This window comes from Deltaproteobacteria bacterium, assembly GCA_016210005.1.
In the GTDB taxonomy this organism is placed as follows: domain Bacteria; phylum Desulfobacterota; class Binatia; order HRBIN30; family JACQVA1; genus JACQVA1.
Window position 1 is genome coordinate 21,385 of sequence record JACQVA010000084.1, and the last position, 11,791, is coordinate 33,175.

General features: G+C 63.7%; 13 protein-coding genes. 10 read left to right on the forward strand and 3 right to left on the reverse strand.

Annotated features, from left to right (window positions below; genetic code table 11):
• Positions 1 to 21: 21 nt before the first annotated feature.
• On the reverse strand, positions 22 to 768 hold the full coding sequence (locus HY699_08740) for an NRDE family protein (protein ID MBI4515886.1): 747 nt from the start codon (positions 766 to 768) through the stop codon (positions 22 to 24).
• Positions 769 to 879: 111 nt separating this feature from the next.
• Here HY699_08740 and HY699_08745 point away from each other — a divergent pair, with 111 nt between their 5' ends.
• From HY699_08745 to HY699_08760, 4 genes are all read left to right on the forward strand, one after another.
• Positions 880 to 1,845: a MoxR family ATPase gene (locus HY699_08745; protein MBI4515887.1), complete on the forward strand. Its 966-nt coding sequence runs from the start codon at positions 880 to 882 to the stop codon at positions 1,843 to 1,845.
• A gap of 22 nt (positions 1,846 to 1,867) precedes the next feature.
• On the forward strand, positions 1,868 to 3,277 hold the full coding sequence (locus HY699_08750; GenBank protein ID MBI4515888.1) for a VWA domain-containing protein: 1,410 nt from the start codon (positions 1,868 to 1,870) through the stop codon (positions 3,275 to 3,277).
• Positions 3,278 to 3,348: 71 nt separating this feature from the next.
• Positions 3,349 to 3,864: a bifunctional nuclease family protein gene (locus HY699_08755; GenBank protein MBI4515889.1), complete on the forward strand. Its 516-nt coding sequence runs from the start codon at positions 3,349 to 3,351 to the stop codon at positions 3,862 to 3,864.
• A 42-nt stretch (positions 3,865 to 3,906) separates the two neighbouring features.
• On the forward strand, positions 3,907 to 4,584 hold the full coding sequence (locus HY699_08760; protein MBI4515890.1) for a hypothetical protein: 678 nt from the start codon (positions 3,907 to 3,909) through the stop codon (positions 4,582 to 4,584).
• A gap of 33 nt (positions 4,585 to 4,617) precedes the next feature.
• On the opposite strand, the gene HY699_08765 is transcribed toward HY699_08760, so the two are convergent.
• Positions 4,618 to 5,760, reverse strand: a complete 1,143-nt coding sequence (locus tag HY699_08765; protein MBI4515891.1) for a deoxyguanosinetriphosphate triphosphohydrolase — start codon at positions 5,758 to 5,760, stop codon at positions 4,618 to 4,620.
• An 87-nt stretch (positions 5,761 to 5,847) separates the two neighbouring features.
• Between HY699_08765 and HY699_08770 the strand changes: the two genes are divergently transcribed.
• Together HY699_08770 and HY699_08775 are read left to right on the forward strand one after the other, a co-directional pair.
• Positions 5,848 to 6,375 (forward strand): hypothetical protein, encoded by a 528-nt coding sequence (locus tag HY699_08770; GenBank protein MBI4515892.1) that lies wholly within the window; start codon positions 5,848 to 5,850, stop codon positions 6,373 to 6,375.
• Positions 6,372 to 6,887: a hypothetical protein gene (locus HY699_08775; GenBank protein MBI4515893.1), complete on the forward strand. Its 516-nt coding sequence runs from the start codon at positions 6,372 to 6,374 to the stop codon at positions 6,885 to 6,887. The genes HY699_08770 and HY699_08775 overlap by 4 nt, the downstream gene beginning before the upstream one ends.
• A 21-nt stretch (positions 6,888 to 6,908) precedes the next feature.
• On the opposite strand, the gene HY699_08780 is transcribed toward HY699_08775, so the two are convergent.
• Positions 6,909 to 7,517, reverse strand: a complete 609-nt coding sequence (locus HY699_08780; GenBank protein MBI4515894.1) for a hypothetical protein — start codon at positions 7,515 to 7,517, stop codon at positions 6,909 to 6,911.
• Between the two features lie 407 nt (positions 7,518 to 7,924).
• Here HY699_08780 and HY699_08785 point away from each other — a divergent pair, with 407 nt between their 5' ends.
• From HY699_08785 to HY699_08800, 4 genes are read left to right on the forward strand one after another with little or no spacing between them, the layout of a single operon-like run.
• Positions 7,925 to 8,389, forward strand: a complete 465-nt coding sequence (locus HY699_08785) for a prepilin-type N-terminal cleavage/methylation domain-containing protein (protein MBI4515895.1) — start codon at positions 7,925 to 7,927, stop codon at positions 8,387 to 8,389.
• The gene (locus HY699_08790; GenBank protein MBI4515896.1) at positions 8,379 to 8,765 is read left to right on the forward strand and encodes a type II secretion system protein; all 387 of its coding nucleotides are present in this window, start codon (positions 8,379 to 8,381) and stop codon (positions 8,763 to 8,765) included. Before HY699_08785 ends, HY699_08790 begins: the two co-directional genes overlap by 11 nt.
• Positions 8,766 to 8,793: 28 nt before the next feature.
• Positions 8,794 to 9,591: a hypothetical protein gene (locus tag HY699_08795; protein ID MBI4515897.1), complete on the forward strand. Its 798-nt coding sequence runs from the start codon at positions 8,794 to 8,796 to the stop codon at positions 9,589 to 9,591.
• Positions 9,592 to 9,599: 8 nt separating this feature from the next.
• Complete coding sequence (locus tag HY699_08800) at positions 9,600 to 11,657, forward strand: hypothetical protein (protein ID MBI4515898.1); 2,058 nt, start codon at positions 9,600 to 9,602, stop codon at positions 11,655 to 11,657.
• Positions 11,658 to 11,791 lie beyond the last annotated feature (134 nt).

An 11,791-nucleotide genomic window follows, 5' to 3' on the forward strand; every position in this document is an offset into this window, starting at 1 on the left:
AGTGGGCAGGGTTGTCTAGCGCTAATTCGGTAGGGGCACCGGCTCGAACCGGCTCCGGCACGGTGCCCCCGCGGCGTGGAAATAGTGGTAACGGCGGTCGCGGCGCGCAAACAGCACGACCGTCGCTGAGCAGGTGCCGTAGCGGGGCGTGTGGACGCAGAGGTTATTCGGCGGCAGCTCGGCGCGGGGGTCGAGCGGGGTCGAGTGGTCCGACAGAATGGGCTGGAGCGCATGCACCAGGCTCTGCGGCCCTTCGCCGGCCGTGACCGCCTCAAACAGTCGGGCCGACTTTGCGATCCGCGGACAGGTCGGATCGTTCAGTTGCAGATTGGTCAACAGGTGTACGCCCGGTTCGAGGGGGGTGATCGCGATCGCGGCCTCGGCGTTGTGCGCCACGTAGGCCGCTGCCGGCGTGGCCAGCAAGAGGTTGAAGCCGTTGTAGCGGTCGCCGTGCTCGCCGCGGAGGCTTTCCAGAGCGGCCTCCAGCGAGCGGCACTCGAGCATTGCCAGCGCCAACAAGCCGCGCGAGCGGCGGCTGGGATCGACGCCCGCGGGATGGCGGCGATTGAGCAGGCCCACCACCAGGCCGGCCTCGTTCAGCCCCAGCCAGGTACCACCGGCCACCAGATCCTGTCCCGCCATAACCCAAGGGTCGGCGGCAATCAGTTGCGGCGGCGCGGAGGCGCGCTCGTAGAATTCGTCGCGGTTGGCCGCCACCACCAAGGGATAGTCGGCAAAGCGCTGCAGGTACAACGCCAGTGTGCACACGGGGCGGATTATAGGAACACGACTGTCGAGCCGCAACGCGACCACCTTCGTTGTCTTGACCGGAACCCTGTGTTAGCGTCCGCGCGGCTCGCTCGCCTGACTGGAGACCCTATGTTTGTTTCGATCGAGGACGTGATCGAGCGCTTTGGACGCGAAAAGTACATCTGCAGCCGGCGCATCGCCACGGTCGTATTTCTGGCCGGCCGGCTGGGTAAGCCGATCTTGGTCGAGGGGCCGGCAGGAGTCGGGAAGACCGAGCTGGCCAAGGTCGTCGCCGCCACGCTAGGGCATGAGCTCATCCGTCTCCAGTGTTACGAAGGGCTCGACGAGGCCAAGGCGCTCTACGAATGGGAGTACGCTAAGCAGCTGCTCTATACCCAAATCCTCAAAGACAAGATCAGCGAGGTCGTCGGCGGCGCCCAGAGCTTGAAGCAGGCGGTGGATAACATCGGCAAAGAGGAGGACGTCTTCTTTTCCGACCGCTTCATTCTGCCGCGGCCGCTGCTGCGCTCGATTTCGGCCCCCCATCCCACCGTGCTGTTGATCGACGAGATCGACAAGGCCGACGCCGAATTCGAGGCCTTTCTGCTCGAGGTGCTGAGCGATTTCCAGGTCAGCGTTCCCGAATTGGGCACGCTGCGCGCCCGGCACATCCCGTTCGTGGTGTTGACCAGCAACAACGCTCGCGAGATGTCCGATGCACTCAAACGGCGTTGCCTGCACCTGTACATCGATTTTCCGCCGCTCGAGCAGGAGCTGGAGATCGTGCGCCTCAAGGTGCCCGGCATTGATGAGAGTTTGGCGCAGCAGGTGGTCGCCGCCGTGCAACGCATCAGACAGATCGACCTGAAGAAGGTCCCGAGCATCAGCGAGACCCTCGACTGGGCCAAGGCCCTGACGCTGCTGAACGTGACGCACCTAGACGCAGCGCTGGTGAACGATACGCTGAGCGCCATTCTCAAGTACGAGGGCGATATCCGCAAGGCGCAGGATGAATTAAAGGATTACCTCCAACGCCAGAAGTCCAACGCGCCGACCGCCGCCGACAACAGCGGCAACAAGGATTTCCTCCACTGAGCCCAGTGGGGCAGGGCACGGCATGGAGGAGAAGATCATCGAGTTCGCCGCGCTCCTACGGCAGAACGGCCTGCGCGTGTCCATGGCCGAGCACATGGACACCTTCCACGCCCTGCAACTAGTCGGGGTCGAAAACCGCCGCATCTTCAAAGACACGCTGCGCGCCACCATGGTCAAGCGCAGCGTCGACGCGCCGGCCTTCGATGAGTTGTTCGAGCTTTACTTCACCGGCCTGGGCGAGATCATCAAAGGCAGCGCTGAAGCTACTCAAGGGGCGCTGAGTCTGAGCAGCGCCCAGCTCCAGGCGCTGATGGAACAGCTGTCGCAGATGCTGCAGGAGATGGGTATCGAACTGTCCGAACTGGCGCGCGCGCTGCTGTCGAACGACACCGGCCAGCTCGAAAAGATGTTGCGTGAAGCAGCGCGCCAGGCCGAGGTCGGACAGATAGAAAGGGCCTTTCAAGAAGGGCGCTACGCTCACAGCTTGGCCCAACAGCTCGGCCTCGGCGACCTCGCCCAGGAGATCGATGGCTTACGCCGGCAGTTGGCGCAAGCCGGGCTCGATCCGGAGCGGGCCGAGCAGCTCCAGCGCTTCCTCGAACGGCGGTTGCAGGACCTGAGCGAAATCATCAAGCGTGCGGTGCGGGCCGAGTTGGCTAAGCGTGATCCCACGCAGCGCGACAGCGAGCGCATGCGTAGCTTGGCCGAGAAAAGCTTCTACTACCTCTCGGAAGACGAAATCCGCCGCATGAAAGAAGCCGTCACCAAGCTGGCGCAGCGGCTCAAGAACGTGGTCGCGATTCGCCGCAGCCGCGCCAAGCGCGGCAAGTTCGACCTCAAAGACACGCTGCGCAAGAACCTGCAGTACGGTGGCGTGCCGTTCAAGATACAGTTCGACCGCCGCGTGCGCGACAAGCCGCAGGTGGTCATCTTGTGCGATGTCTCCGACTCGGTTCGCAACGTCTCGCGCTTCATGCTGCAGTTTGTGTACTCCTTGCAGGACCTTTACTCGCGCGTGCGCAGCTTCATCTTCGTCAGCGAAATCGGCGAGATCACCCACCTCTTCGAGGAGCAGGAGATCAACGAGGCCATCGACCAGGCCCTCACCGGCAACATCATAAATGTGTTCGCCCACTCCGACTTCGGCCGCGCCTTCCGCGGCTTCCACCGCGACTATCTCGGTTGCGTGAACAACAAGACGACGGTGATCATCCTCGGCGACGCGCGCAACAATTACAACCTACCCCACGAATGGGTGCTCAAGGACGTGCGCGGGCGTGCCAAGCAGGTGATTTGGCTCAATCCCGAAAACCGCATGACCTGGGGCTTCGGCGATAGCGAAATGGATCGTTACCTGCCGCACTGCGATTTGGTCGAGGAATGCCGCAACCTCAACCAGCTCTATAAGGTCATTGACCGCTTGGTGGCCTGACTCGCGGAAGAAAGGGATTGACCTCGCCAAACCTTTCTGCGCAGAATGCCAGCACCGGCAGGGAGCGGACGATGAGTTCGGACGAAGCAGTACTGATGAGCGTCGGCGGATTGACTCTCGATCCGGTCACCAAGACGCCTATCGTCATCCTCAAGGATCCGGACAATAAGCTGAACCTGCCGATCTGGATCGGGCTGCTCGAAGCCACCGCCATGGCGACCGAGCTCGAGGGTATCAAGATGGCGCGGCCGATGACGCACGATCTGCTGCGCACGGTTATCGACGAGTTGGGTGCGCGGGTGGAATGCATCGAAATCACCGACCTGAAGGACAATACCTATTTCGCGGTGATTCACCTGCGGGTGAACGGCGCCAATCATCAGATCGATTCGCGCCCCAGCGACGCCATCTCGTTGGCGCTGCGCACCAAGAGCCCGATCTATGTGGCCAAGCGCGTGCTCGAAACCTCGAGCGTCCTGCAGCAGATGGAGGAAGGAACCGAGACCAATCTCTCCAACGTCGCGCGCGACAAGTGGGCCGAAATCCTCGAGAAGATGACCCCCGACGACTTCAAGTACAAGATGTGATCGCTGCCGCCATCACACCCGCCGCTCGCTCACTATAGTTCCGTGGCTCGCACTACCCGTATTCACCGCAAGGACCTCAAGCGTCCTGATGAGTTCGTCACCATCAGTGCCCAGGCACTCGCGTGGCTGCGCGCCAATCAGCGGGCGGTCGGTTGGGCCGCTGGCGGGATTGCGGCCGCCATGCTCGCGAGCGTGGCCTTTGTCGCCGTGCGCCAGGCGCGCGAGCGCGATGCCAACGCCGATCTCGGCCGCGCACTGGTGCCTTACCGCGACGCCAAGACATCGGCCGATGCCGCTAGCCAATTGGCTGAGGTTGCCCGCCGTTGGAGCTCGACCTCCGCCGGCCAGGTCGCCAAGCTAATGGCGGCCAGTACCGAGATCCGCAACGACAATCCCGACACCGGTATCGTCGGTCTCCAAGAGGCCTTGGCGCTGCCGAGTCTACCGGGCTACCTAAAGCAGCAAGCACTTCTTGGCTACGGCTACGCCTTGGAAAAGAAGAGCGAGTTGGGCGAGGCGGCAAGCAAGTACGCCGAGGCCGCCGGCCTCGATGGTCCGTACACTGCCCAAGCGCTGGCGGCTGAAGCGCGGGCGCGCAAGGCACTGGGGCAGGGTGATCAGGCGCGAGCGGTGTACGAAAGGCTCAAGAAGGATTTCCCGGAGGCAGCCGAGCGCGAGCAGATCGACGACCGGCTAGGTGCCGCGGCCAACTTTCCATAACATATCTTATCTGACATTGCGTCGGCCGCGAGCCTAAACCCGCTCCTGGGGATCGAACAGTTTGCGGTGCTCATCGAGCGCGAAGCGGTCCGTCATGCCGGCGATGTAGTCGCAGACCACCCGGGCGACGGTCTCGCCGTCGCGCGTGCGCCGCAGGATGTGCGGCGGCAGCTGCTCCGGCGCGGCCATATAGCTCTCAAAAAGCTCCGTGATCACGCGCTGCGCCTTAATCATCATGCGTAGCACCCGGTGATGCTGGTAGAGGTTCTCCATAAGAAACGCCTTCAGCTCCAGGCGCGCCGCTTCAGTCTTCGCCGACAGCGCCACCAACGGCCCGCGGTGCTGCCGTACCGCGTCTACGCTGGCGACGTGCTCTCGCTCCAGGCGCCGGCGCACGGTAGTAATCAGGTCGGTGACACAGCGGTCGATCATACGGCGAATTGCCTGATAGCGCGTCACGTGGTCGCTGGCGCGGGGATGCTGCGCTCGCACCTCGTTGATGCTCTCGCGCCACAGCGCCACGCCTTCGATCTCCGCCGCATCGAGCAGTCCCGACTGTAGTCCGTCATCGACGTCGTGGCCGTTGTAAGCGATCTCATCGGCGTAATCGACGATCTGGATTTCCAGGCAAGGAGCCTCGCCGGGCGCGAAGTCGCCGGCCAGCGGCCGGTCGTACGGTGGCGAGTGTTTGGCGATACCTTCGCGCAGTTCCCAGCTCAGATTGAGGCCGCGGAAGTTCGGGTAGCGCTCTTCCAGAAGATCGACGATGCGCAAGCTCTGGGCGTTGTGCTCGAAGCCGCCGTGTGGCCGCATTAGTTCGTCGAGGACGCGCTCGCCGGCATGCCCGAACGGGGTATGACCGAGGTCGTGCGCCAGCGCGGCCGCCTCGGCTAGGTCCTCGTTGAGCTGCAGTGCCCGCGCGATCGTGCGAGCGATCTGGGCCGCCTCCATCGTGTGAGTGAGTCGGGTGCGGTAGTAATCGCCCTCGTGGTTGATGAAGACTTGCGTCTTATACTCGAGCCGGCGAAAAGCCACCGAGTGAATGATGCGGTCGCGGTCGCGCTGGAATGCAAGGCGAAACGCATGCTCCGACTCCTGATATCGCCGGCCCTTACTCTGGCTGCTCCGCATGGCGTAGGGGGCGAGATGCTTCTCCGCGTCCGTGGTAGCTGTCATCGTGCCGATATATACGCCGCGGCCGCGCTGTCGAGCAAGAATTTGCTTGCACGCGGGCACCGGCGATGCCAGAGATAACGCTCGACCATGTCGGCATCTCCGCCTCCACGGCCCCGTATCTACGCGCTGTGCGACAACGAACGAGTCGCCGAGACGCTGGCCGTACTTCTTGGCCCCGAGTGTGACTTCCGCTGGATCGCACCCACGGACGCTGCGCCCGAGGCCGACAGCCCCCTGCCCCGTCCCGCGCTCTTGCTCGAGGCGCGCGCGCGGCGGCACCAGGCTCGAGCGGCCAGCGCTGAGTACCGCTGGCCGGGCTTGCGTGTGCTCAGGGTCAACCTCCAGGTTACGCTCGATCCGGTTGCGGCTAGGCGGGCCATTGCCGCGGCTCTGGCCGAGGCCAACGCGGCGCTCGAGCTCGTCGAAGTTGTAAACGGGATGGCGGCTTTGCTTGCCGCCGAGGTCAAGCCGAGATTGGTGGCCGCGCGCTGCCTGCTTGCCCTGACACGCAACCATCGCGCTGAGAGTCGTCGCCCGTGGGCAGCGTTGCTCAGCGAGCAGTTCGCGGCCATAAGCGAGTACGTCGACCGCTTGGCCGCAGCGAGCGAGCGATGACGGTGGTGCTAGTGATCGCTCTCGCGCTCGCGGCGCTGACCGCGGCGGCGCTGGTACTGCGCCAGTGGCTGCGCGCCCGCCGCCTGGTGCAGGTGCGCGCGGATGTGCGCGCGGCCGCGCAGGCCGCGGCGCTGCCACTGTCGCCAGTGCCCGCTTGGCCGCGCATGCTCGATCAACCCGCCAGTGCCGACGGCTTGATCGTAGCCACCCCGGACGGCCAGTGTACCTATATCACAGCGGGTGCGCGCACGTTGTTGGGGCTGGACGGCAGCGCTGGCACCTCGTGCCGCCTGCACGCATTGCTGAGAGACGGCGAGCGCGAGGCGACGGGGATTCTCGCCGACTTGCGCGCACGCCCGCTACTCGCCGCCCGCCGCGTGCGCCCGGCGGCGCGGCCGGAGCTGCCGATCGAGGTTGCCGCGGTGGCGCTGCGGGACCGCGCCGGCAACCTCTGGGGCGCGGCGCTGCTGTTACGCTCGGCCGCGCTGGCGACTGACCCGCAGGGTCGGTGAGCTAGATGTCCGGCAGCCGGATCACGCCGCGCTGGCGTGAATACGGGTGTGTTCGAGCACCGTCAGTGCCGCGGCCAGATCATCGAGCCAGTCGAAATCAGCTGCCGGCACGCGCTCCGTGCTGAGAGCGAACAGGACGCCCCGGTGCTCGCGCTCGCCGAACGGAACCGCCCGGCCGCACCCGCTGTCGGTAGTGAGCAGCGCGCGCGTCGCCGGGTCGAGCTGACGCCAGAGGCCGGCTAGTAAGTCGCCGCTCGACCCTATCGCTGCAGCTTGGCCGCTACGCGCCGCCCGCGCCAGTGGATTTCGGGGATCGGCAAGTGGAAGGGCGCCGTCGCGCAAGACCGAGGCAAACCCGGCCCACGGTTGCTCGCTGACTCGCGCGCGCACGGTGCTGATGCGGACGGTGTCCCACTCCACCACCGCCGCACCCACCAGGGCCCAGCGAGGATCAGCGAGGGTCGCAATGATGCTGGCGCCCTGCCCCGCCATCAGGACGCCGCGCCCGCGCACCAGCCGATCGAGCGCAACGGCGCGTTTGGTTGCGCCGCGCCACGCCCGCGCCAGCTTCGGCGCGCCGACGGCAACGGCGGCAACGAGAATCACCAGCACACAAACTGAAATCGACAACGGGATCACATCCACTCTCGCCAAACCAGCTTTGCTGCCGACACTGACAGGTGCGGCCTAAACCACCCGCATCTTCGTGGTTGTCTGACCCGGTTGCGCCGATTCCTGCGATCCACGGCCAGCAACAACGCAGGGCTTATGGCACAGAATTACCCCTGCTGGCTAGCACACCGCATCGAGCATCTTCTGTCACAGCGGTCACGTCAGGCGGCACATAACCGACACTTCGATGCCAAACGACGCCTTCGTAACAGCCGTCGACACTAGGCGGTTACACCAAGGGTGCCCAATCAGCTGATCCCAGGTCCTACCGCGAGCGGCACAAAGGTTGCGATCATGAGGCTAGCAACATGGATCATGCACCTCAGGTCTTCGAAGGTAGTGGCGCGGCGCCGCACTGTTTCGCCATGCGGGGTTATACATTGATAGAAATACTCGTGACCATGTCGGTGATGGCAGTTATGGCCGCCATCGCCCTGCCCCACTTCGACTCGCGCCGCCTGGAGATCAACAACGCACAGCGGCTGCTTATCGCCAACCTTCGCCAAGCCCGTTTCAACGCCATCAGCAAGAGCATCCACTTCCAGGTCTCGTTCCCGCAGAACGACCACGTCGTCGTCTCGCGCATGAAGGAGAACCCCGCCGGCTCCGGCACCTGGGAGGTTGACACCACGGAGCCGACCAACGTGCAGACCACCAGCTTACCGGCCGGTACCACGGTTAAGTCGGCCGCCGTCGGCACCACCATCGAGTTCAACTCGCGCGGAATCGTGCTCAACATGAACACCGCCAAGCAAGTCGATGTGCAGGACACCTTCGGGGTGACACGTTCCCTCCAAGTGTGGCCGTCGGGACAAGTCAATGAACTGTAGGCGACTTCTTGGTCAGCGCGGGACCACTTTGCTCGAGTCGCTCGCGGCACTCGGTCTCTTCGCCATTGCCGCGTCCGCGGTTGGCAACCTGCTGGTTACGCAGATGCGGCTGGAGAACGCCAACCTCACCCGTACCACTGCCATCGGTTACGCCGAGCAGGAACTCGAAGACCTGCGAGCGATGGACTACGGCGACATTGCCAGCCGGACGACGACGAAGACTACCGGCGGGACCATCTACACCGTGGCCACAACGGTGCAGAACGACACCCCCGCCGACAACATGAAGAGCATCAATACCGTCATCAACTGGAACGACCCCAGCGGTTCGCAGACCTATGCACTCAATGCCATCTACACCGCGATCAAACGCTGAGCGGGGATTCTCGCTGGTCGAGCTTCTGGTGGCCACCACCGTAATGGCAGCGGCCTTGGCAGCCGCCGGCAGCTTCTTCGTCGCCACCCGCAACAACGTGCAGGACGAGATCCTGCGGGTTGAGACCCAACAAGGCGTGCGTAGCGCGATGGATACCATGGTGCGCGACCTGCGTCTCGGCGGCGCTTGCCTGCCAGTGAGCGGCGACTTCGTTACCTTGGACAGCGTCAACTCCACTAGCGATCAGATCGCTACCCGCACCGGCTTGGTCCGTCCCAACCAGACCTGCATTCGCACAACCACCACCGCCGACATCTCCGCTACCACCAGCACCATCGCGGTCGAAACCGCCAATGGTTTCACCAGCGGCATGCGCGTCTACATCCGCAAGGCCGACGGTACCACCGGCGAGATCTTCACTCTGACCGGCGTCAACGTCGGCGCCAAGACCCTCACCAAGGCGACCACGCTCTCGCAGTCGTACTTGCTGGGCAGCGGCGTTTATGCGGTCGACGAACGGCAATACGCAGTTGACAGCTCGGTGCCGGCGCAGCCCGTCCTTACGATCGCAGCCAACGGCGGTAGCGCCACGCCGTTTGCCGCGGGGATCGAAAACCTGACCGTGAAGTATCAACTTGCCCGCAACTGCGACAGCGCCAGCGGCTGTGACGTCGTCGATATCCCGGCTAACGACGCCGAGTTCGCCATCGTGAACCAGCTCTACATCACTCTGACGGCGCGCTCGCGCACCACCCTCACCAACGGCCAATACTACCGCATAACCAAGACCGTCAGCGCGAAACCGCGCAACCTACTGCCCGGATAGGAGCCGCGATGAATGCAGCACCGCATCGGTCCGGCGAAGCCGGCGTCGCTCTGATCACCGTCCTCCTGCTCATGGCGATGATGATGGCTTTGGCTACGGCCGTAACCACTGCCATAAACATGGACACCAACTTGCGCGGCGCCTACACCCGCTCCACCACCGGCTTCTACGCCGCCGAATCCGGTCTTAATCGCGGCATGGGCGATTACCGCAACATCTTCCTCAGTTTCAACGTACCGAGCGGATCCGACTTCGCCCCCCACACCCTCACCATCGGCGACCGCACCGTCAACTTCCAGATCGTCGAGGTCGCCGGCAATCCCCAGAGCATCACCATTCCCCCGGGCCAGGTGTTCGGCGGCTTGAGCTCGATCGAGTACGACTACATCGTCAACTCGACGGCACAGTCGAACAACGAAACCGAGGCCCGGGTTTCCGCCGAGTTCAAAGTCGGCAATATCCCGGTCTTCCAGTTCGTCGCCTTCTACTCGAAGGACCTCGAGATCGCACCCGGCCGGAACATGAACCTCAACGGCCGCATTCACACCAATGGCGACCTCTACCTCAGTGCGGATAACGCCACCCTCGCGATCGCCGACAATTACCCCAGCATCCCGACGGTGCAGGTATCCTCGAAGGGCGCGATCTATCGCGGCCGCAAGCGCCAGAACGCCTGCGATAGCCCGGGCACGGTTACCGTTGACAAGCTCGAAGACGTCGTCAGCCCGAAACCCAATGACCTCGATCCTCAGACCCTCGGCTGTGGTGGCAGCAGCCGCCGCAAGGTGCCGGTGTCGGAGCTGGCAACCTGGAAGGGCAGCATGATCAGCCAGATCGAAAGCATTGCAGTGCCGCAGCCGGACATAACCGCGCAAGGCGGGCTGTACTGGAACCGCGCCGATCTGCGCATCGTGCTGAATCTCAACAACACCTGGACTCCGCCCTCGACCCCAACCGTCGCCTCCATCGAGGTCCAGGATATTACCGGCGCCGCGGATGCCGCTAAGACCGCTCTCTTGCGCACCTTCATATTGGACACTACGTGGAACAACGGCGCCGGCAACAGCACAACCGCCGGTACTCGTCCCATCTTTTACACTGACGTGCCGACCAACAGCGGCGGCGTCAACGGCTGCAACGTCACCGACGCCAATGGCACAACCACCACCAAGAACCAGGTTGCCGCCTGCTACACTCCGACCTTCGCCAATGCGCCGCTCGGCAGCGTGTCGACCGCGGCGCAAAACAATCGAGTCTACGGCACCGGCGCGCTGATGACGACCGACAACGACCCGCGCCGCGGTGGTTTCTACAACTGGCGCGAAGGCAAGTGGATGTACCTCCTGAACGTGAACCTTGACGATCTGCTGGACTGGAACATAGACCAGCCCAGCAGCAATCGCCTGTTCGATCCGGCCGACACCAGTGACGGTGGCATCCTGCTCTACTTGACGGTGAAGGGTCCGGACGCCGCCAGCAGCGCCAACAACTACGGCGTGCGCCTGTTTCGCTCGGCAACTCTTTCGTTTCCCAATACCGGGGCCGATCCGACCGGCGTCACGGTTGTCAGCGACCAGGCCGTCTACGTCGCCGCTGACTACAACAGCACCAACTGGCAGCCGGCCGCAATCCTGGCCGACAGCATAAACGTTCTGTCGAACAACTGGTTCGCCATCAGCCCCGGCGCCGGCACCAACTTCAACGACCGCCAGAGCAACCTCGCTCTGACCAGCCGCGTCGCCACGAATACCACTATCAACACCGCCTTCCTCGGCGGCGTCGACGATACCGACAAGGACGCCGGCGCCAGCGGTTACAACGGCGGCCTCGAGAACTACCCACGCTTCCATGAAAACTGGTCGAACGTGACCTTCAACTATCTGGGTTCGTTCGTCAGTCTCGGTAATCCGCTGCACGTGACCGGCACCTGGAATGCCCAGAGCTACAACCCGCCGCTGCGAGTATGGAACTACGACTCGCGATTCAATAATGCGGCTACGTTGCCACCGCTGTCGCCGCGCTTCGTGTACGTGCAGCAGGTGCTCTTCACCGAGGAGTTCAAGTAAGAGACGACGCGACATGGGTGCGCGACAAATGTGTGGGTAACGTGGTTCGGCGTTATGGCCGTCATTCCCGCGAAAGCGGGAATGACAAATTGCGTCCCTTTCGGCCATGGGCCTCGGCCTGACAGTACACAGTA